Annotated in this window: 18 protein-coding genes; 14 read left to right on the forward strand and 4 right to left on the reverse strand. The window is 72.7% G+C overall.

The genetic code is table 11. The features are described 5' to 3' along the window. Nucleotides 1-162: 162 nt before the first annotated feature. Nucleotides 163-1,635 (reverse strand): leucyl aminopeptidase, encoded by a 1,473-nt coding sequence (locus tag L2I40_RS03050; RefSeq protein WP_237213390.1) that lies wholly within the window; start codon nt 1,633-1,635, stop codon nt 163-165. Between the two features lie 106 nt (nt 1,636-1,741). Between L2I40_RS03050 and cysQ the strand changes: the two genes are divergently transcribed. The 13 genes from cysQ to L2I40_RS03115 all read left to right on the forward strand — a co-directional run bounded on the left by cysQ (nt 1,742) and on the right by L2I40_RS03115 (nt 16,552). Next, nucleotides 1,742-2,506: a 3'(2'),5'-bisphosphate nucleotidase CysQ gene (gene cysQ, locus L2I40_RS03055; RefSeq protein ID WP_237213391.1), complete on the forward strand. Its 765-nt coding sequence runs from the start codon at nt 1,742-1,744 to the stop codon at nt 2,504-2,506. Further along, the gene (locus L2I40_RS03060) at nt 2,503-3,474 is read left to right on the forward strand and encodes an L-threonylcarbamoyladenylate synthase (RefSeq protein ID WP_237213392.1); all 972 of its coding nucleotides are present in this window, start codon (nt 2,503-2,505) and stop codon (nt 3,472-3,474) included. The genes cysQ and L2I40_RS03060 overlap by 4 nt, the downstream gene beginning before the upstream one ends. Nucleotides 3,475-3,662: 188 nt before the next feature. Further along, entirely contained in the window at nt 3,663-4,379 is a 717-nt protein-coding gene (aqpZ, locus tag L2I40_RS03065; RefSeq protein WP_237213393.1) for an aquaporin Z, read from the forward strand. 102 nt (nt 4,380-4,481) lie between these two features. Continuing rightward, nucleotides 4,482-5,042, forward strand: a complete 561-nt coding sequence (locus L2I40_RS03070; RefSeq protein WP_237213394.1) for a chromate transporter — start codon at nt 4,482-4,484, stop codon at nt 5,040-5,042. Nucleotides 5,043-5,050: 8 nt separating this feature from the next. Then, the gene (locus L2I40_RS03075) at nt 5,051-5,563 is read left to right on the forward strand and encodes a chromate transporter (RefSeq protein WP_237213395.1); all 513 of its coding nucleotides are present in this window, start codon (nt 5,051-5,053) and stop codon (nt 5,561-5,563) included. 41 nt (nt 5,564-5,604) lie between these two features. After that, nucleotides 5,605-7,029 carry an FAD-binding oxidoreductase gene (locus tag L2I40_RS03080; RefSeq protein WP_237213396.1) on the forward strand — a complete coding sequence of 475 codons (1,425 nt, stop codon included), beginning with the start codon at nt 5,605-5,607 and terminating at the stop codon, nt 7,027-7,029. Between the two features lie 182 nt (nt 7,030-7,211). Beyond that, nucleotides 7,212-8,345 (forward strand): LPS export ABC transporter permease LptF, encoded by a 1,134-nt coding sequence (gene lptF / locus L2I40_RS03085; RefSeq protein ID WP_237213397.1) that lies wholly within the window; start codon nt 7,212-7,214, stop codon nt 8,343-8,345. Nucleotides 8,346-8,351: 6 nt separating this feature from the next. Then, nucleotides 8,352-9,485, forward strand: coding sequence for an LPS export ABC transporter permease LptG (gene lptG, locus L2I40_RS03090; RefSeq protein ID WP_237213398.1), 1,134 nt, complete (start codon nt 8,352-8,354; stop codon nt 9,483-9,485). Between the two features lie 40 nt (nt 9,486-9,525). Next, on the forward strand, nt 9,526-11,727 hold the full coding sequence (locus tag L2I40_RS03095; protein WP_237213399.1) for an LPS-assembly protein LptD: 2,202 nt from the start codon (nt 9,526-9,528) through the stop codon (nt 11,725-11,727). Between the two features lie 68 nt (nt 11,728-11,795). Continuing rightward, nucleotides 11,796-13,073, forward strand: coding sequence for a peptidylprolyl isomerase (locus L2I40_RS03100; protein WP_237213400.1), 1,278 nt, complete (start codon nt 11,796-11,798; stop codon nt 13,071-13,073). After that, on the forward strand, nt 13,070-13,900 hold the full coding sequence (gene rsmA / locus L2I40_RS03105; protein WP_237213414.1) for a 16S rRNA (adenine(1518)-N(6)/adenine(1519)-N(6))-dimethyltransferase RsmA: 831 nt from the start codon (nt 13,070-13,072) through the stop codon (nt 13,898-13,900). The genes L2I40_RS03100 and rsmA overlap by 4 nt, the downstream gene beginning before the upstream one ends. A gap of 52 nt (nt 13,901-13,952) precedes the next feature. Further along, nucleotides 13,953-14,915 (forward strand): D-2-hydroxyacid dehydrogenase, encoded by a 963-nt coding sequence (locus L2I40_RS03110; protein WP_237213401.1) that lies wholly within the window; start codon nt 13,953-13,955, stop codon nt 14,913-14,915. Between the two features lie 8 nt (nt 14,916-14,923). After that, on the forward strand, nt 14,924-16,552 hold the full coding sequence (locus L2I40_RS03115; protein ID WP_237213402.1) for a DUF6311 domain-containing protein: 1,629 nt from the start codon (nt 14,924-14,926) through the stop codon (nt 16,550-16,552). A 3-nt stretch (nt 16,553-16,555) separates the two neighbouring features. Here the strand turns inward: L2I40_RS03115 and L2I40_RS03120 are convergent, their stop codons facing one another. From L2I40_RS03120 to L2I40_RS03130, 3 genes are read right to left on the reverse strand one after another with little or no spacing between them, the layout of a single operon-like run. After that, nucleotides 16,556-16,978: a cupin domain-containing protein gene (locus L2I40_RS03120; RefSeq protein ID WP_237213403.1), complete on the reverse strand. Its 423-nt coding sequence runs from the start codon at nt 16,976-16,978 to the stop codon at nt 16,556-16,558. A gap of 18 nt (nt 16,979-16,996) precedes the next feature. Continuing rightward, nucleotides 16,997-17,584, reverse strand: a complete 588-nt coding sequence (locus tag L2I40_RS03125) for an isochorismatase family protein (protein WP_237213415.1) — start codon at nt 17,582-17,584, stop codon at nt 16,997-16,999. Nucleotides 17,585-17,622: 38 nt separating this feature from the next. Further along, nucleotides 17,623-18,828 (reverse strand): FAD-dependent oxidoreductase, encoded by a 1,206-nt coding sequence (locus L2I40_RS03130; protein ID WP_237213404.1) that lies wholly within the window; start codon nt 18,826-18,828, stop codon nt 17,623-17,625. 93 nt (nt 18,829-18,921) lie between these two features. Here L2I40_RS03130 and L2I40_RS03135 point away from each other — a divergent pair, with 93 nt between their 5' ends. Continuing rightward, complete coding sequence (locus L2I40_RS03135) at nt 18,922-19,734, forward strand: S49 family peptidase (protein WP_237213405.1); 813 nt, start codon at nt 18,922-18,924, stop codon at nt 19,732-19,734. The last annotated feature ends 1 nt before the right edge of the window (nt 19,735 follow it).

Genomic DNA, 19,735 nt, shown 5'->3' on the forward strand with positions numbered 1-19,735 from the left:
GCGCCGCGGCGGGCTCGCACACCTCGCCGGGCTTCCCCGCGAAGCCGGCGGCCTGCGCCGCAGCGGCGAAGGCGGCGGGCACGCGGCCCTCGCGCACCGCGACGATCCGCGGCAGTGCCTCGGGCGCGCGACGACGGACGGCGACCTTCAGCATCGAAGGGCTCAGCCCTCCTCCGCCATGTCCTCCACGAGCCGGTCGAGCAACCGTACGCCGAAGGCGGTGGCCCCCTTCGGGACGGTGGGCTGGTCCTTGCCGCTCCAGGCCGTGCCGGCGATGTCGAGATGCGCCCAGGGCTTGCCGTTGGTGAAGCGCTGCAGGAACTGCGCGGCGGTGATCGAGCCACCCGGCCGCCCGCCGACATTCTTCATGTCGGCGATGTCGGACTTGATCTGCTTGTCGTAGGCCTCGCCGAGCGGCATGCGCCAGACCTTCTCGCCGACGGCCGAACCCGCCGCGCTCACGCGCTGCGCCAGCTCGTCGTCATTGCTGAACAGGCCGGCATGCTCATGGCCGAGCGAGATGATGATCGCGCCCGTCAGCGTCGCGAGGTCCACCATCGCGCGCGGATCGAAGCGCTCCTGGCAGTACCACATGACATCCGCCAGAACGAGGCGGCCTTCCGCGTCGGTGTTGATCACCTCCACCGTCTGGCCGGAGTAGGTCTTCACCACGTCGCCAGGGCGCTGCGCGGTGCCGGACGGCATGTTCTCCACCAGACCGACCAGGCCGATCACGTCGGCCTTGGCCTTGCGCCCGGCGATGGCGGCCATCGCGCCGACCACCGCGCCGGCGCCGGCCATGTCCCACTTCATGTCCTCCATGCCGCCGGCCGGCTTGATGGAGATGCCGCCGGTGTCGAAGGTGACGCCCTTGCCGATCAGCGCGATCGGCTTCGCTTTCTTCCCCTTCGGCGCGCCGCGCCATTGCATCACGACCATGCGCGGCTCGTGCTGGCTGCCCTGCGCCACTCCGATCATCGCGCCGAAGCCGAGGCGCTTCAGCTCCTTCAGGCCCATCACCTCGACCTCGACGCCGAGCCGCTCGAGCACGCGGCAACGCTCCGCGAATTCGACCGGGTGGAGGACGTTCGGCGGCTCCGTCACCAGTTCGCGGGCCATGAAGACGCCGTCGGCCACCGCGCGCATCGGCACGAAGGCCGCCTTGGCGGCGCTGACGGAGGACGTCGCGATGGCGATGCGCTCGAGCTTCGGCTTGTCCTCCTCCTTTTCCTTCGTCCGGTAGCGGTCGAAGCGCCAGCCGCGCAGCAGCGCGCCGAAGCCGATCGAGGCCGCCAGCGACGGATCCAGCGAATCCGCCGCGACCATCGCCTCGCGATCCGCGGCGAGCGCGGGCGCGATGGCGCCGCCCGCGGCCTCGGCCGCCTCCGGCCCCAGTTCCGACGCCTTGCCGAGCCCGACGGCCACGACCTTGGTCCAGCCGCCGAGCGCCCAGAGCGTCGTCGCCTGGCCCTTGCGGCCCTTGAAACCCGCGGCCTCCAGCGCGCGCGTCAGCAGCCCGCCCGAGGCCGCGTCGGCCTCCTTCCCGAGGCCCGCCGGCGGGTCGCCCTCGGTCATCGGCAGGACAAGCGCGCCGCCCTTGGGCAGCGCGGGCTTCACGAAGGCGATGTCGGGCATGCTGGGGTCCGGCGGTGGATGGCGTGCCGCAGCCTATCACCCCGGACGGGAGAGGCGGCAACCCGGCCCGCTTGGCGCGCCGTCCCGCCGGCGGTAAGGGCGCGCGATGGACGACGACGCATTGATCGCGCTGGCTGCGCGCCTCGCCCGCCAAGCGGCGGAGGCGGTGATGGCGGTGCGGGCCGCCGGCTTCGCGGTGGAGCGCAAGCGCGACTTCTCGCCCGTGACGGCGGCCGACCGCATGGCCGAGGCGCTGATCGTGGACGGGCTGCGCGAGGCGACTCCGGACATCCCGGTGGTCGCGGAGGAGGAGTTCGAGGCGGGCGTCGCCACGCGCGCGGCGGGCCGCTTCTGGCTGGTGGATCCGCTGGACGGCACGCGCGAATTCGCCGCCGGGCTCGACAGCTTCGCGATCAACATCGGATTGGTCCAGGACGGCGCGCCGCGCCTCGGCGTGGTCGCGCTGCCGGCGAGCGGCGAGATCTTCGGCGGCCTCGTCGGCGTCGGCGCGTGGAAGGAGGATGCGGCGGGCGCGCGGTCCGCGATCCAGGCGCGGCGCCCGCCGCCCGAAGGCCCCGTCGTCTTCGCCAGCCGCCACTACGCCGACGATCCGCGCATCACGGAATTCGCGCGCATGCATGGCGCCTCGCGCATCGTCAACATCGGCTCGGCCGAGAAGTTCTGCCGCCTAGCGGAAGGTGCGGGCGACCTCTACCCCCGCCACGGTGAGACGATGGAATGGGACACGGCCGCGCCCGAGGCCGTGCTGCGCGCGGCGGGCGGCACCGTCGCGCAATGGGACGGCACGCCGATGCGCTACGGCAAGCCGGGCTGGCGCAACCCGCCCTTCCTCGCGCGCGGCATGCCGTGACAAGGCTGCTCTCGGACGTCGCCGAGGCCGCTGCGCTGCTCGCCGCCGGCGAGCTCGTCGCCTTCCCGACCGAGACGGTCTACGGGCTCGGCGCCGATGCGCGGAACGGCCGCGCCGTCGCGGCGGTCTTCGCCGCGAAGGGCCGGCCGCAGTTCAACCCGCTGATCTGCCACGTCGCGACTGCCGAGGCGGCGTTCGAAGAGGTGGTCGCGGATGAGCGCGCGCGCGCGCTTGCCGCGCGCTTCTGGCCCGGCCCGCTGACCCTCGTGCTGCCGCGCCGCGCGTCCTGCCGCGTGGACCTGCTGGCCGGCGCGGGGCTCGACACGCTGGCCATCCGCGTGCCCGCGCATCCGCTCGCGCTCGACCTGCTGCGCGCGGTGGGCGGGCCGGTCGCAGCCCCCTCCGCCAACCGCTCCGGCGGCGTCAGCCCGACCGAGGCCGCGCATGCTCTGGCCGAACTCGGCGGACGCATCGCCGCGGTATTGGACGGTGGACGCTGCGCCGTCGGGGTGGAGAGCACCGTGCTCGACCTCTCCTCGCGCGGCGCGGCGCTGCTGCGCCCGGGTGGCGTCCCGGTCGAGGCGATCGAGGCGACGATCGGGCCGGTCGGCCGCCCGCTGCCGCTCTCCGCCGGAGAGGCGACACAGCACCTGCGCAGCCCCGGGATGCTGCTCTCGCACTATGCGCCCTCGCTGCCGGTGCGGCTGGACGCGACAGAGGTCGGGCCCGAGGAGGCGCTGCTCGCCTTCGGGCAAAGGCCGCTTCCGGGCGCGGGCGCGATGTGGAACCTGTCGCCCTCCGCCGATCTCGTCGAGGCGGCGCAGCGCCTCTTCGCCGGGCTTCGCTGGCTTGATGCCCAAGGGAGGCGCCTCGGCCTAGCCCGCATCGCCGCGATGCCGGTCCCCGATGGCGGCCTCGGCGCTGCGATCAACGACCGCCTGTCACGCGCCGCCGCGCCGCGCGGCTGACCAGGCGCCGCGACCGGCTGGCGCAACGGCCGCGACGGCGATCACTAGCGCGTCGTCGCACAGGGCCCGCCAAAAACAAACCTATCCAGTTGCATTAAGGCGGTGCCAGTCTCCCGGGGCGACAGCGGCCCGGCGCCTTCGATGCGCCGACAGGGTCGCCGTCGCGTCATTGGGGAGAGAAGGTTCAGATGTCCCGTAAGCTCACCGCCGAGTTCCTCGGCACGCTCTGGCTCGTGCTCGGCGGCTGCGGCGCGGCCGTACTCGCCGCCGCCTTCCCCCAGGTCGGCATCGGCTTGGTCGGCGTGTCCTTCGCCTTCGGCCTGACGGTGCTGACGATGGCCTATGCCATCGGCCATATCTCCGGCTGCCACCTGAACCCGGCTGTGACCCTCGGCCTCGTCGCCGCCGGCAAGTTCAACGCATCCGAGGCACCGGGCTACATCGCGGCGCAGGTCGCGGGCGCGATCGCGGGCGCCGTCATCCTGCTGATCATCGCCTCCGGCAAGGCGGGCTTCGACGCGGCGGCGGGCTTCGCGACCAACGGCTACGGCTCCGGCTCGCCGGGCGGCTACGGCTTCGGCTCGGCGCTGGTGACGGAGGTCGTGATGACCTTCTTCTTCCTGCTGATCATCCTCGGCGCCACCAGCGAGCGCGCGCCGAAGGGCTTCGCGCCGATCGCCATCGGCCTCGGGCTGACGCTGATCCACCTAATCTCGATCCCGGTCACCAACACCTCGGTGAACCCGGCGCGCAGCACGGGCGTCGCGCTGTTCGGGCCGGGCGGCGCGCTGACGCAGCTCTGGCTGTTCTGGGTCGCGCCGATCGCGGGCGCCGTGCTGGCCGGCATCGTGCACAAGTGGCTCGGCGCCGAGGACAGCGCGACGGATCGCGCCGCCGCACGCTAAGCACAGCCAAGCCGGCGGGTCGCGCGGTGGCGGGCCCGCCGGTACGCCGGCCGATACGGGCCGGGTCTTGATCCCGTCCGCAGGGCGCGCTCCGTTCGGTCCATGCCGGACCTCGCGCCCCCGCCGACCCTCGGGCAGCTCTGCCTTGCCTACCTGAAGATCGGCCTCCTCGGCTTCGGGGGCGTCAATGTCTGGGCCCGTCGCGTCCTGGTCGAGGAGCGGCGCTGGATCACGGAGCAGGACTACGCCGAGGTGCTCGGCCTGGGCCAGGCGCTGCCCGGGCCGAACGCGCTGAACGTCGCGATCCAGCTGGGCGAGCGGTGGCATGGCGCCCGCGGCGCGCTGGCCGCGCCCGCCGCCCTCTTCGCCGGCCCGCTCGCGGTGCTCGCCGGACTCGCGGTCGCGCATGACCGCTACGGGGAGCTTCCGCTGGTCCAGTCGGTGCTGGCGGGCACCGCGGCGGCGGCAGCCGGGATGGTGATCGGCACCGGGCTCAAGATGGTGCAGAACCTCAGGCCCTCACTGCCGATGGTGGCGGTCGGGCTCTGCGCCCTGGCCGGCGCGCTGCTGCGGCTTCCCTTGCCGGCGATCGTGCTGGGCCTCGGGCCACTCGGCATCGCGGCCGCCTGGTGGACCGCGCGGCGGCGGGCAGCCGCGAAGTGACCGGCGGCGTGCTCTGGCAAATCGCGGTCGGCTTCGCGGCCGTCTCGTTGATCTCGGTCGGCGGCGGCATCGCCGTGATCCCGGAGATGAGCCGGCTGGTGGTGGATGTGCATGGCTGGATGGACCAGGCGCGATTCACCCAGCTGTTTGCCCTCGCCCAGGCGGCGCCGGGGCCGAACATCCTCGTGGTGGGGCTGATCGGCTGGCATGTGGCGGGGTTGGCCGGGATGCTGGTGGCAACCGCGGCGATGACGCTGCCCTCCGGCCTGCTGGCCTATGGGGTGTTCCGACTGCGCCGTCGGCTGGCGGGCAACATGGGGCTGCGGCTGGTCGAGAAGGGGCTGGTGCCGATCGCGCTCGGCCTGATCATGGCCGCCGGGGCGATCCTGGCGCAGAAGGCGACCGGAGGCTGGCTCACCGCGGCGCTGGTGGCGGGATCGACGCTGTTCGTCTGGCGAACCGAGCGCAGCCCGCTCTGGGTCATCGGGCTGGGGGCGGGGATCGGGGCCCTGTTCCTGTAGGGAGGACAGGGGCGGCCGGGCCCGCTATACCCCCGCCCGTCATGCCCGATACCCACGCGCCGGCCCTGCTGGACCGGCTCGCCGCCATCCTCGGCCCGCGCGGGCTGCTGACGGAGGCGGCCGACATCGCCCCGCACCTGGTGGACTGGCGCAACCTCTACCAGGGCGCGAGCCCCGCGGTCGCGCGGCCCGGCTCCGTCGAGGAGGTGGCGGCGGTCGTGCGGCTCTGCGCCGAGACGCGCACGCCTTTGGTGCCGCAGGGCGGCAACACCTCCATGGTCGCCGGTGCGACGCCCGACGCGACGGGGCGCACAATCGTGCTGTCGCTCGCCCGCCTCAATCGCATCCGCGACCTCGACCCCGCCGACATGACCATGACGGCCGAGGCCGGGGTGGTGCTGAAGGCGGCGCAGGACGCGGCGGCCGAGGCCGGCTGCCTCTTCCCGCTCAGCCTCGGCGCGGAGGGCACGGCGACGATCGGCGGCGTGCTGTCCACGAATGCCGGCGGCAACACCACGGTGCGCTACGGCAATGCGCGCGAACTGATGCTGGGGATCGAGGCGGTGCTGCCGGACGGCTCAGTCTGGAACGGCCTCAGGCGGCTGCGCAAGGACAACACGGGTTATGCGCTGCGCCACCTGCTGGTGGGCGCCGAGGGCACGCTCGGCGTCATCACTGCCGCCGTGCTGCGGCTCTTCCCGCGCCCGAACGACACCGCGACCGCCTTCTGCGCGGTGGCGGACGAGGATGCGGCGCTCGCCCTGTTCCGCCGCTTCCGCGGCCGCGACGAGGCGGCGGTGCGGGCCTTCGAATACATGTCGGGCGCCGGCGTGGACCTCGCGGTGAAGCACATCGAGGGCGTCGCCCTGCCGCTCGGCGCGCGGGCCGATCACTACGTGCTGGTGGACCTCGCCTCGCCGCGTCCCGATGCCGGGCTGCGCGGCATGGCCGAGGCGGTGCTGGAGGAGGCCTTCGAGGCCGGCGAGGTGCTGGACGCGACGCTGGCCGATTCGGATGCCGCGGCGAAGCGGCTCTGGCGGATCCGCGAGGAACATCCGGAGGCGCAGAAGCGCGAGGGGGCGAGCGTGAAGAACGACGTCTCCGTGCCGGTCTCCAAGGTGCCGGAGATGATCCGCCGTTGCTCCGCCGCGCTGGTCGCGCTGATCCCGGGCAGCCGCCCGGTGCCCTTCGGGCATATCGGCGACGGCAACATCCACATGAACCTCGAGCAGCCGGAGGGCATGGACCCCGCCGCCTTCCTCGCGCGCAGCCACGACATCATGGACTGCGTGAACGCGATCGTGCGCGACCTCGGCGGCTCCTTCAGCGCCGAGCATGGGATCGGTCGGCTCAAGACCGACATGATGGAGAGCTGGCGCGGCGGCCCGGAGCTCGCGGCGATGCGCGCCATCAAGTCCGCGCTCGACCCGCTGGGCATCATGAACCCGGGCAAGGTGCTGCCGTGAGGTGCACGACGGGGACCTCGTCCAACCAGCGAGGCGCAGCACACGAGGATGCGGCCGCAACGCGGCCGCCGCGCCGCGACCGTCAGTGCGGCCCGGCGCACCATGCCTGCGGCGCGCGAGCCAAGCGGCCGGAGGCCGCGCCGGCGGTTGAGGCGCCAAAGCTCCGCGCCGGCGCCTGAGGCATGATCAAGGTTCTCGATCGCTACATCCTGCGCCAGCTCGTGGCCGGCCTGCTGGCCGTCACCGCGGGGCTCGCGGCGCTGGTGTGGCTGACGCAGTCGCTGCGCTTCATCGAACTGGTGCTGGACCGCGGCCTGTCCTTCGCGGTGTTCCTCGAGCTCACCAGCCTGATGCTGCCCGGTTTCGTCGCGGTCATCCTGCCCATCACCACCTTCGTCGTGATCCTCTTCGCCTATGTGCGGATGAACACAGACCGCGAATTGGTGGTGGCGCGCGCCGCGGGCCTGTCTCCGCTTCGCCTCGCGCGCCCGGGCCTGATCGTGGCGCTGGCTTCGGTCGGGATCGGCTTCCTGCTGAACCTCTGGCTCGTGCCGCTGTCGCACGGCGCCTTCCGGATCTGGCAGTTCGAGATCCGCAACCAGATGGCCGCGATCCTGCTGCAGGAAGGCGTCTTCTCGTCGCTCGGCAACGACCTGACGGTCTATGCGCGGCTGCGGGAGCGCGACGGCACGCTGCGCGGCATCCTCGTGCATGACCAGCGCGAGGCCGGTGCGCCGGTCACGATCATCGCCGAGCAGGGCCGCATCACCTCGACCCCGCAGGGCCCGCGCGTCGTGCTGGTGAACGGCGTGCGCCAGCAGCTGGAGCGCCCGCAGCCCGGCCAGCCGCCGCGGCTGACGGTGCTGTCCTTCGCCGAGAACAGCGTGGACCTCGCCCGCGCCACGCGGCAGGAGGAGGTGCGGTCGCGCGATTCGCGGGAGCGCAGCGTGGCGGAACTTCTGAGCCCCGACCCCGCCGAGGGCCTGCGCCCGCGCGAGATCGCGCGCTTCTACGGGGAAGCGCACCAGCGCCTCGCCGCACCGCTCACCGCGCTGACCTACGCCCTCGTCGCGCTCGCGGTCGCGCTGACCGGCCAGTTCCGCAGGCATGGCGGCGGGCTGCGACTCGCCACCGGCATCGGCATCACCGTCGGGCTGCTCGCGGCGGGCCTCACCATCGGCAACCTGGCAACGCGCGACAACGACTTCGTCTGGCTGATCTGGGCGCATGCGACGGTCCCGGGCCTCGTCGCGCTGTGGTGGATGGTGGGCGCGCCCGGCCTGCCGCGCCCGCGGCCGCGCCCGGCGGAGGCCTGAGCGCGCATGACGTTCACGCCGACCCTCACCTTCTATGTCGCGCGCGGCTTCCTCGGCGCGACGCTGGTGATGCTGGCCGCTCTCACCGGCCTCGTCGCGCTATTCGACTTCATCGAGCTGCTGCGCCGCGCCGCGAGCCGGCCCGATGTCGGCTTCGACATCCCGGCCACCATCGCGGCGCTGCGCCTTCCCTTCGTGTCGCTGCAGATCCTGCCCTTCGCCGTGCTGCTCGGCGGGATCGTCGCCTTCTGGCGGCTGACGCGGTCGTCGGAGCTGATCGTCGCGCGAGCGGCCGGTGTCTCAGCCTGGGGCTTCCTGACCGGCCCGGCCTCGGTCGCCGTGCTCCTCGGCATCCTGGCGACCACCGCGATCTCGCCGCTCTCGTCCATGATGCTCGCGCGCGCCGAGCGCATGGACCAGACCTTCCTGCGCACCGGCGGTGGCATGACGGCGCTGGCCGGTGGGCGCCTCTGGTTGCGCCAGGGCGACCGTGAGATCGAGCCAAACGGCGTCGCCATCGTCACCGGCCGCCCTGCCATGGCGCGGCCGACCGATCCGCGCGACGGGCTGCGCCGGTTCGAACTCCAGGGCGTCACCGTGTGGCGCCTGTCCGAAGGCGACCGTGCCTTGGCGCGGATCGAGGCGCCGCGCGCCTGGCTCGAAGGCGGACGCTGGGTGATCGAGGACGCGGTGACCTTCGGCGCCGATCGCCAGCCCGCGGCACCGACGCGGATCGAGTTGCCGACCGAGCTCACGCCGTCACGAATCGAGGAGAGCTTCGCCTCGCCCGAGACGCTCGGCTTCTGGTCGCTGCCCGGCTTCATCGCGGTGCTGGAGGAAGCCGGCTTCTCCGCGGTGCGCCATCGCATCCAGTTCCAGTCGCTGCTCTCGTTGCCGGTGCTGGCCCTCGCCATGGCCCTGCTGGCCGCCGGCTTCTCGATGCGGCACAACCGGCGCGGCGGCGTCGCGCAGATGCTCGCGGGTGGCGTGGCAGCGGGTTTCGCGCTGTTCGTCGTGGACCGCGTCAGCAACGAATTCGGCGAGGCGGGCTCGCTGCCCGTGCTGCTCGCCGCCTGGGCGCCGACGGTCGCGGGCCTGCTGCTCGCGCTTGCGCTGCTGCTGCACCTGGAGGACGGTTGACGCGATGCCGCGGGGGGACGCCGGAGATGGAGGGACAGGCTTGATCCGCCGCAGCCTGCCGGCGCGCGAACTGGGACCGGCGCTCGCAGCGTGGCTCGTCATCGCCGCCGGCGGCGCGGCGGCGCAGACCGGACTGCCGGGCTTCGACCAGCGCAGCTCGAACGATCCGGTCACCTTCACCGCCGACGAGGTCCAGTTCGACCAGGCCAGCGGCGTCGTGAGCGCCACCGGCCGCGTCGAGGCCTGGCAGGGCAGCCGCGTGCTGCGCGCCGATCGCTTCACCTACAACCGCACCACCGGCGTCGCGACTGCCGAGGGCAACGTCGTGCTGATCGAGCCGGACGGCAACGTGCTCTTCGCCGACCGCGCGGAGCTGTCGGGCGGCATGCGCGACGCGGCGCTCGAGGGGCTTCGCGGGCTGCTGGCGGCGAATGCGCGCGTCGCGGCCGCCGGCGGCCGGCGCACCGACGGGCGCATCACCGACCTCGCCCGCGTCGTCTATTCGCCCTGCAACCTCTGCCCCGAGGACCCGAACCGCCCGCCGCTCTGGCAGCTGCGCGCCCGCATCGCGAGCCTGCATTCCGACGAGCAGCGCGTACGCTACCGCGACGCCGCGCTGGAGATCGCCGGCCTGCCGCTGCTCTACACCCCCTATCTCAGCCACGCGGCACCCGGCGCGCAGCGCATCTCCGGCTTCCTGTCGCCGACCCTCGGCTACACGCAGCTGCTCGGCGCCTTCTGGGAGCAGCCCTTCTACTGGGCGATCGACCCGAGCTCCGACGCGATCATCACCAGCTCGATCGGCACCAGCGGGTCGGCCAATCTCGGCGTCGCCTACCGGCGCCGCTTCAACGCCGGCGAGATCGCGATCGACGGCTCGGTCGGCTACCTCGGCAGCGACCGCGCCGACAGCCAGGGCTGGGGCTGGCACCTCTTCTCCGGCGGCCAGGTCGCGCTCGACGAGAACTGGCGGGCGGGCTTCCAGCTCAACCGCACCTCCTCGCGCGACTATCTCCGCGGCTTCCGCTACGGCTCGCCGCAGACCCTCACCAGCACCGGCTTCGTCGAAGGGTTCTGGGGCGTCGAGGGCTATGCGCGCGCCGACACGCGCTACTACCAGAACGTGCTGCAGCGCACGGGCACCGGGCAGATCCCCTTCGTGCTGCCCTATGGCTACGCAGAATGGGCCTTCGCGCCGGATCGCCTCGGCGGCCGCTGGTTCATCGACACCGAGGCCTATTCGATCCTGCGCGACCAGGGCACGGATTCGCGCCGCATCGGCACGGGCGTCGGCTACGAGCTGCCGATCCGCGGCCGCTTCGGCGAGATCTGGACGATCCGCGGCCGCGCCGACCTGCTCGCCGGCAACGCCGAGCGGCTGAACGAGGCGCCCTTCTTCAGCTCCGTCAGCGACGGCGGCAGCTGGACCAACGGCAACATCCGCGGCGCGGTGGATGTGCGCTGGCCGCTCGTGCGTCCCGCCGGCGAATGGGGCGCGCAGATCCTGGAGCCACGCGTCCAGGTCGTCACCGGCCCGAACACCGGCCGCCAGCTCGACATCCCGGCTGAGGACAGCCTGGACTTCGAGTTCAGCGACGCGAACCTCTTCGCGCTGAACCGCTTCCCGGGTCGCGACCGGCAGGAAGGCGGCACACGGGTGGACGCCGCGCTCCGCGCCGGCTGGCTTTTCCCCAATGGCGGGCTGGTGGACGGCCTGGTCGGCCAGAGCTTCCGCACCAGCAACGAGGCGCTGTTCCCGCAGGGCTCGGGGCTCGAGAACCGCACCTCCGACTACGTGACGCGGGCGCGCATCGCGCCGGTGCCCTGGTTCGAGGTGATCGGCCGCGCCCGGCTGGCCAATGAGAGCTTCCAGCCCCGGCTCTGGGACGTCTCCGGCACGGTGTTCGGGCAGGGCGCCTCGCTCACCCTCGGCTATCTCAACGCGCCGGCCGCGGCCAACGGCGCCTATCGCGAGCGCAACGAGATTAGCGCCGGCGGCACGCTGCGGATCAACGAGAACTGGCGGATCGGCGGCTTCGGCCGGTACGACATCGAGGCCGGCCGGGGCGTCGCGGCCGGCGCCGCCCTCACCTACGAGGACGAGTGCCTGGTCTTCGAGACCCGCTTCGCGCGGCGCTTCGCCGAGGATCCCGCCACGCAGCAGGAATACGCGGGCAGCACCATCCTGCTGTTCCGGGTGACGCTGAAGACCGTCGGCGATTTCGGCATCCGCGCCCTGTGAACCGCGACCTCCCGCCCCCCGGCGCCCGGCCCTTCCCACGACGGCCCGGCGCGCCTAGGAAATGGCCCATGCGCCCCCTCGCCCGCGCCCTGCTGGTCGCCTCGGTCCTGCTCCTCCCGCTGGCCGCACCGGCCACCGCGCAGGAAACGAACCGCATCGTCGCCGTGGTGAATGGCGACATCGTCACCCGCGCCGACATCGAAGGCCGCCGCCGGCTCTTCGCCATCAATGCCGGCCTGCCCGTCTCCCCCGAGGTGCTGAACCGCCTGACGCCCCAGGTCACGCGCCTCCTGATCGACGAGCGGCTGCGCATGCAGGAGGTGCAGCGACGCCGTGTGGCGGTGACGGACGAGGACGTCGCGAACGCGCTCGGCGACATCGAGCGCCGGAACAACCTGCCACCCGGCGGCCTGGTCGCGCAGCTGCGCCGCGCCGGCGTCGAGCCCCGCGTTCTCTACGACCAGCTCCGCGTGCAGATCGGCTGGTCTCGCCTGATCCGCGCGCTGCTCGGCGCGCAGGCGCAGCCCGGCCAGGCGGAGGTCGCCGATTTCATCGCGGCCCACCGCGCCCGCACCGGCCAGCCCGAGTTCCTGGTCTCCGAGATCTTCGTCCCCGTCGACAACCCGGGCGAGGAGGCCGAGGTGCGCCGCTTCGTCGAGGACGTCGTCTCGCAGCTGCGCGCCGGCGTGCCCTTCCCGGTCGCCGCCACCCAGTTCAGCCAGTCGCAGACGGCGCTGCAGGGCGGCGACCTCGGCTGGGTCGGCACCGAGGCACTGGACCCGGAGGTCGCGCGCGTCGTGACGCAGATGCCCGCCGGCGCGGTGAGCGGCGCGATCCGCGTGCCCGGCGGCTTCCAGATCGTCACGCTCCGCCAGCGCCGCGAGGTCGGTCGGGACGAGGCGACGATCATCACGCTTCGCCAGGTCTTCTTCCCCTTCACCAGCCAGCTCAACCCCGAGCTGCCGACGCAGCAGCAGATCGAGCAGCTGGAGCGGGCGCGGGCGTTGAACGAGCGCGCCCGCGGCTGCCCCGCCATGGAAGCCGCCTCGCGCGCCACGGGCAGCGACCGGCCCGTGGACCCGGGCGAGGTCCGGCTCGACGCGCTCAACCCGCCGCAGCTGCGCCAGCTGGTCGCCGGCCTGCCGCTCGGCCGCGCGAGCGAGCCGATCATCGCGCCCGACGGCATCGTGGTGATCATGGTGTGCTCGCGCGAACGGCGGAACGAGGCGGAGATGACGCCCGAACTCGCCCGCGCCACCATCGTGCGCGAGCGCGCCGAGCTGCTGTCGCGCCAGGTGCAGCGCGACCTGCGCCGCCGCGCGCAGATCGAGATGCGGCGCAGCTGAGCGACACCCCGCTTCCCTCGCTGCGCGAGACCATCGCGCGGCACGGGCTGGATGCGCGCAAGTCGCTCGGCCAGCACTTCCTGCTCGATCCGGCGCTCTGCGCCCGAATCGCCACGGCGGCCGGCGCGATGGAAGGGCGGCATGTGCTGGAGGTGGGCCCCGGCCCCGGCGGGCTGACGCGCGCGCTCCTTGCCACGTGCGCCGCGCAGGTGCTCGCCGTGGAGCTCGATCGTCGTGCGGTGGCCGCGCTCGCCGACCTCGCCGCGCATCATCCCGGCCGGCTGCAGGTGCTGGACGCGGATGCGCTGACCGTCGATCCGGCAACGGCGCTGCCCGCCCCGCGCAAGATCGTCGCCAACCTTCCCTACAACGTCGCGACCCCGCTGCTCGTCGGCTGGCTCCGCGGTGCCGCCGCGCTGGAATCGATGACGCTGATGTTCCAGCAGGAGGTGGCGGAGCGCATCACCGCCGCGCCGGGGACGGAGATGTATGGCCGGCTCGGCGTGCTGGCGCAGTGGCGCTGCAAGGCGACGCTGCTGCTCACGCTCCCGCCCGGCGCCTTCAGCCCGCCGCCCAAGGTCTGGTCCGCCGTGGTCGGCCTCGTCCCGCACGCCGAGGACCCAGGCCCGGCGCTGTTCGCCACGATGGAGCGGCTGACGGCCGCCGCCTTCGGCCAGCGCCGCAAGATGCTGCGCGGCGCGCTGAGATCGCTCGGCGACGCCGAAGGCCTGCTCGCCGCCGCCGGCATCGACGGCGCCCGCCGGGCCGAAACGCTCACCATAGCCGAATTCGACCGGCTGGCCCGGGCGCTGCTGGCGCGCGGCTAGCCTTGCTTCCGCCGGAATGAGGCGCTTTGGTCGTCCGAGCCAGGAGACCGCGATGCTGCCCGACCGCCCCACCCTGCTCTTCGCCCATGTCGCCTACCGCTTCGCGGAGCGCTACGCCGCGCGCGGCGGCCGGCTTCCGGTGCTCGAGGCGACCAGCCTCGAGCAGCTCGAAGCGCGGATCGGCGAGGCCGACGTGCTGCTCGTCTCCGGCCTGTGGCGCAACCACTTGGCGCGACCCGGCGGGCGGCTGCGTTTCATCCAGTCCATCAGCGCGGGCGTTGACCAGTATGATCGCGCCGCGCTCGGCGCCGCCGGCATCCGCCTCGCCTCCGCGCAGGGCGCGAACGCCAACGCGGTGTCGGAACACGCGATCGCGCTGATCCTGGCGCTGGCCCGCCGCATCCCGGAAGCGCGCGACAACCAGGCGAAGCGCCACTGGCGCGGCATGATCGGCGACCTCACGCAGCGCGAGGACGAGCTCGGCGGCAAGACGCTGCTCGTCGTCGGCATCGGGCGCATCGGCGGGCGGCTTGCGCGGCTGGCCAAGGCCTTCGGCATGAACGTCGTCGGCCTGCGCCGCGATCCCGCCAACGGGGCCGAGGGCGCGGACGAGATCCATCCCATGTCAGCGCTCCGCGCCCAGCTGCCGCGTGCCGACTACGTCGCGCTGACCTGCGCACTGACCGAGGAGACGCGCGGCCTGATGGATGCAGCGGCCTTCGCGGCCATGAAGCCCGGCGCGGCGCTCATCAATGTCGCGCGCGGCCGCGTCTGCGACGAGGCGGCGCTGGTCGCCGCGCTGCAATCCGGCCAGATCGGCAGCGCCGCGCTCGACGTGACGGCGGACGAGCCGCTGCCTGCCGACAGCCCGCTCTGGGCCATGCCGAACGTGCTCATCACGCCGCACACAGGCGGCGAGACCCGGTCCTACGAGGACAACGTCCTCGACCTGATGGAGGAGAACCTCGCGCGCCTCGCACGCGGCGAGGCCGCGCTGAAGAACCAGGTCGTCTGACGTCCCTCATGCTGCGGGGCTGGCCCGGCGGCGTCGCGGCCGCGCTGATCGGCGCAGCCGTGATCGCCTGGACCTTCGGGCTGCACGTCCTGCCGCCCTCGCACACCGGCTGGATGCTGACCGGAACGATCGGTCCCGATCCGGTGCAGTACTGGCTGGGCTACACCTACTTCAAGCGCAGCCCCTGGAGCTGGCCGCCCGGCCTCAACCCGGATTGGGGCCTCGAGCTCTCCTCCTCGATCTTCTACGCGGATTCGATCCCGCTGCTCGCCTTTGCCTTCAAGGCGCTGCACCCGATCGTCGAGGTGTCGCAGTACTGGGGGCTCTGGCTCTTCGCCTGCGGCGCGCTGCAGGGCTTCATGGCGTGGCGGCTGATCGGCCTCGTCACCGATCAGCCGCTGCCGCGCCTCGCGGGGGCCGCGCTCTTCGCGCTGTCGCCCACCATGCTCAACCGGCTCGGCGGCCACTTCGCGCTCGGCGCGCATTTTCTCCTGCTGGCGGCGCTGTATCTCTGCATGACGCGGGCGCGGCCCTGGGTCCGGCTGCTGCAATGGGCGGCCCTGATCCTCGCCGCCTCGCTGATCCATTCCTACCTGCTGCCGATGGTGGCCGGCTTCTGGGCCGCGGATTGGCTGGCCCGCGCGGTGGATGCGGAGCGGCGGACGAAGCTGCTCGCAGTCGAGCTTCCGCTCGCCCCCGGCGCCGGCGTGTTCGGGCTCTGGCTCGCCGGCTTCTTCGCGCTCTCGGGCGGCTTCGGCGGCACCTGGGGCGGCTATGGCGAGATGCAGCTCGACCTGCTTGCCCCCTTCGATCCCTCACCCTGGGGCGCGCTGCTGCCCGACCTGCCGGAGCCCGACCATTGGGAGACCGGCCATTCCTATGCCGGCCTCGGCGGCCTGCTCACGGTCGCGCTCGGGGCCGTTGCCTATCTCCGCCGCCCCTGGCCATGGCTGCGCGCGCGCTGGCCTCTGCTGCTCGGCGTCGCTGGCATGCTCGCCGTCGCGATCAGCCACCGCCTTTCCATTGGCGGCCATGTCGTCGAGCTGTTCCCGATCCCAGAGCGCATCCTGACCTATCTCGACGCGCTTCGCGCCTCGGAGCGCTTCCTCTGGCCCTTCGCCTACACGCTGCTCTTCGCCGCGGTGCTCGCGATGATCCGCGGCTTCGGCGCGCGGCGCGCCGGGCTGATCCTTGCGATCCTCGCGGTCGCCCAGTTCCTCGACATGCGCCCCGGCTTCGCGCGGCTCGAGCGCTACTTCCCGGTCGGCCCCGCCGCCGTGCCACTGCGGCTGCAGGCTCCGTTCTGGCTCGACGCCGCGCGGCGCTACGAGCGCGTACGCCTTGCGCCCACCGGCATGCAGGCGCGGCACTGGGAGGAGATCGCGGTCTATGCCGCGACGCTCGGCCTGCCGACCGACGCCGTCTACCTCGCCCGCCTGGATCCCGCGAAGATCACGGCGCTCAACGCGCGCGTGCTGCAGGAACTCGCGACGGGCCGCTTCGAGCCGGGCACGCTTTATGCGCTGGGCTCGGAGGAGACGCTGGCGGCCGCGCAACGCGGGCGCGACCCGGCGCGCGACCTGCTTGCGCGCTTCGACGGCATCTGGGTGCTGGCGCCGGGCTGGCTTGCGCGCTGAGGTTCAGCCGGCGCCAGATCGCGCGGCCAATTCCGCATCGAGTTCCGGCAGCAGCACGATCCCGTCCTGGTCGCTGCCCGAGGAGTGGACGACGATCCAGGTGCAGGGCGCGCCGCTCTCGTTGCTCGGCGCGTGCGGGACGTCGGCGGGGATGAAGATCTGCTCGCCCTGCTGCACCTCCAGCTGGTGCTCCAGCCGGTCGCCGTAATGGACGGTACAGCGGCCCGCGAGCATGTAGGCGATCGTCTCGATGCCCTCGTGGTAATGCGCCTTGGCGCGGGCGCCGGGCGGCATCGGCAGGACGTTCATGCAGACCTGCGCCGCGCCGACTGTCTCGGCGGAGGCGCCCGCCCCGTAGGTGAAGCCCTGCCGGCCGACATAGGTACGGCCAGGAGCGACCACCTGCACGCGATCCGATGGCGCCATGATGTCGGTCTCCTTCCGTCAGATCCTCGCTGTCTCCGCCTCGATCTCGGCCCGCGTCATCAGGTCGGCGTATTTCTGGCCCATGTCGAACAGGTTCGCCTCATGCGGGCCGAAGGCGCGGTCGCCGACGCAATCCGTCGCGACGATGGTGCGGAAATTGTGCTGCATGGAATCGACCACCGTCGCGCGCACGCAGCCCGAGGTGGTGCAGCCCGCCACCACCACCGTATCCGCGCGCTGCTGCGTCAGCCAGGCCGCCAGCGAGGTGCCGAAGAAGCCGGAGGCGCCCTGCTTGCGCACGATGTACTCGCCCTTGGCCGGCGCCAGCTCCGGCACGATCTGCGACAGCGGGCTGGTCTCGGTCAGCTTCAGCAGGCTCGGTGACTTGCGCGTGAAGACGCCGGCATCCGCGCCGTCCTCCGCATAGACGACGCGGGTATGCGCCACCGGCCAGCCGCGCCGGCGCGCGAGGGCCAGCAGCTTCACCGTCTCCTCGATCGCCGGGCCGATGTTGCCGCCGCCGAAATGCGCCGGATCGGCGAAGCCCACCACGAAGTCCACGATGACCAGCGCCGGCCGCTCGCCCATGCCGGCAAGCCGGCCCATGCCCTGGCGGTGGTAGATGTCGGCTTCGGGGTGCCCGCTCACGCCACCTCCTCCAGGTCCCGCAGCGACTGGATCATCGAGCTGCGCAGCAGATAGGCGCGGTGCTTCGCGGGATCCGCCACCGTCGCGCGCAGATCGTCGTGATAGGCCTTGCGGACCGCCGGGTCGCGTTGGTTCAGCAGCTGCCGGTTCCGGAGCGCCTGCTGCTGCACGACGTCGAGCGCCACCTTCCGCCGCTGTCGCGAATAGCGCTCCATCAGCGACAGCTCCGCCTCGCCACGCCAGACCTTCGACAGCTTCTCGGCGAGGTTGAAGGCGTCGTGCACGCCGCCATTCATCCCCATGCCGCCGAGCGGGTTGTTGATGTGCGCCGCATCGCCCGCCAGGAAGACGCGCCCCAGCGTGTAGGTCTCCGCCACCCGCTCATGCACGCGGTAGGCGGTGCGGTGGCGGATCTCGTAGCCGGCCGGGTTCGGCCAGACGCCCTGCATGCGTTCCTCGATCCGCGCGGGGTCCAGCATGCGGGCCTCGTCGGCCGCCTCCTCCGGCGCAGTGGGCAGCAGCACGCGCCACATCCCCGCCGCCTGCAGCAGCACGAACCATTCCTCGGGGTCGGAGATGTAGGCGATGTTCGCCAGCTGCGGGATGTGTTCCTCGAAGCGGAAGGTGGTGGAGAGCGTCAGGTAGGTCTCCGGGATCGTCATCCCGTCGAAGCCGATGCCGAGCGAACGGCGCACCGCGCTCCGCGCGCCGTCGGCACCCACCAGGAAGGCGCCGCGCAGCTCCTCGCGCGATCCGTCCGGCCGCTCCACCGCCAGCGTCACCCCGTCGGCGTCCTGCGCAACATCCGTCGCGCGCGCGTCGTAGAGGAAGGTGACGTCCGGCTTCTCCGCCAGGATGTCACGCAGCATGCGCGTCAGCCGCCACTGCTCGCATTGCAGCCGATAGGGATGCGCCGTGTCGTCCTTCAGCCGCGCCATCTCGAAGGTGGCGATCACGCCGTCCTTCCGGTCCCTGAACTGCCAGGTCGGGCAGATCAGCCCCTGCGCGATCAGCCGGTCCACCACGCCCGGGAAGCGGCCGAGCATGTCGAGCGTCGGCGGATGGAAGGTCGAGGCGCGCAGATCGTCCGGCAGGTCACGCGCCTGCTCCACGATGGTGACCGGGATGCCCTCACCGGCCAGGTAGGCCGCCGCGACCAGCCCCGCAGGGCCCGCGCCGGCGACGATGACGCGCTTGTCCATCCCACTCCTCCGAGGGCGGGAACATGGCCCGGCGCGGCGCGCTTGCCCATCCCGGCCGCTTGCCCATCCGCGGCGGGTCGGCATCTATGGCGCATGAACCTGCCTTTCCTTGCCCGTCATCCCCGGGTCGCGGTGCTGCGGCTGTCGGGCCTGATCGCCGCGCGCAGCGGCGGCTTCGCGCCGGCCGGCATCTCCGCCCAGGGCATGGCGCCGCTGATCGAACGCGCCTTCGCGATCCGGCGCCTCGCCGGCGTCGTGCTGCTGATCAATTCCCCCGGCGGCTCGCCGGTGCAGTCCTCGCTCGTCGCCCAGCGCATCCGGCGGCTGGCCGACGAGAAGCAGGTGCCGGTGATCGCCTGCGTCGAGGACGCGGCCGCCTCGGGCGGCTACTGGCTCGCCTGCGCGGCGGACGAGATCGTGGTGGACGCGGCCTCGGTCATCGGCTCGATCGGCGTAATCAGCGCGGGCTTCGGCCTGTCGGAGACGATCGCGCGCTACGGGGTGCAGCGCCGGCTGCACACCGCGGGCACCGAGAAGAGCTTCCTCGATCCCTTCCGGCCCGAGCGGCCCGAGGATGTCGCGCGGCTCAACGACCTGCTCGCCGAGCTGCACGAGACCTTCAAGGCGTGGGTGCGGACGCGCCGTGCGGGAAAGCTGAAGGCCGATGAGGCCGAGGTGTTCACGGGCCGCTTCTGGACGGGCAGGCAGGGCGTGGAGCTGGGCCTGGCCGACCGGCTCGGCGAGGTCTCGTCGGAGATCAAGTCCCGCTTCGGCGAGACGGCGCAGCAGGTGGTGATCGGCGCGCGCCGCCCGCCCTGGTTCGCGCGCCTGCTGCCCGGCTTCTCGGCCGAGGCGCTGATGGCTGCGGCCGAGGAACGCGCGGCCTGGGCGCGGCTGGGGCTGTAGC

This window comes from Falsiroseomonas oryziterrae (genome assembly GCF_021864505.1).
Classification (GTDB): domain Bacteria; phylum Pseudomonadota; class Alphaproteobacteria; order Acetobacterales; family Acetobacteraceae; genus Falsiroseomonas; species Falsiroseomonas oryziterrae.

What these genes read in the sequence shown, in the direction of transcription:
- lptF (WP_237213397.1), top strand. Translation starts at nt 7,212, where the DNA reads ATGATCAAGGTTCTCGATCGCTACATCCTGCGCCAGCTCGTGGCCGGC.
- L2I40_RS03100 (WP_237213400.1), top strand. Translation starts at nt 11,796, where the DNA reads ATGCGCCCCCTCGCCCGCGCCCTGCTGGTCGCCTCGGTCCTGCTCCTC.
- L2I40_RS03050 (WP_237213390.1), bottom strand. Translation starts at nt 1,635, where the DNA reads ATGCCCGACATCGCCTTCGTGAAGCCCGCGCTGCCCAAGGGCGGCGCG.
- L2I40_RS03130 (WP_237213404.1), bottom strand. Translation starts at nt 18,828, where the DNA reads ATGGACAAGCGCGTCATCGTCGCCGGCGCGGGCCCTGCGGGGCTGGTC.
- L2I40_RS03120 (WP_237213403.1), bottom strand. Translation starts at nt 16,978, where the DNA reads ATGGCGCCATCGGATCGCGTGCAGGTGGTCGCTCCTGGCCGTACCTAT.
- lptG (WP_237213398.1), top strand. Translation starts at nt 8,352, where the DNA reads ATGACGTTCACGCCGACCCTCACCTTCTATGTCGCGCGCGGCTTCCTC.
- L2I40_RS03135 (WP_237213405.1), top strand. Translation starts at nt 18,922, where the DNA reads ATGAACCTGCCTTTCCTTGCCCGTCATCCCCGGGTCGCGGTGCTGCGG.
- L2I40_RS03115 (WP_237213402.1), top strand. Translation starts at nt 14,924, where the DNA reads ATGCTGCGGGGCTGGCCCGGCGGCGTCGCGGCCGCGCTGATCGGCGCA.
- L2I40_RS03110 (WP_237213401.1), top strand. Translation starts at nt 13,953, where the DNA reads ATGCTGCCCGACCGCCCCACCCTGCTCTTCGCCCATGTCGCCTACCGC.
- aqpZ (WP_237213393.1), top strand. Translation starts at nt 3,663, where the DNA reads ATGTCCCGTAAGCTCACCGCCGAGTTCCTCGGCACGCTCTGGCTCGTG.
- L2I40_RS03080 (WP_237213396.1), top strand. Translation starts at nt 5,605, where the DNA reads ATGCCCGATACCCACGCGCCGGCCCTGCTGGACCGGCTCGCCGCCATC.
- L2I40_RS03125 (WP_237213415.1), bottom strand. Translation starts at nt 17,584, where the DNA reads ATGGGCCGGCTTGCCGGCATGGGCGAGCGGCCGGCGCTGGTCATCGTG.
- L2I40_RS03070 (WP_237213394.1), top strand. Translation starts at nt 4,482, where the DNA reads ATGCCGGACCTCGCGCCCCCGCCGACCCTCGGGCAGCTCTGCCTTGCC.
- cysQ (WP_237213391.1), top strand. Translation starts at nt 1,742, where the DNA reads ATGGACGACGACGCATTGATCGCGCTGGCTGCGCGCCTCGCCCGCCAA.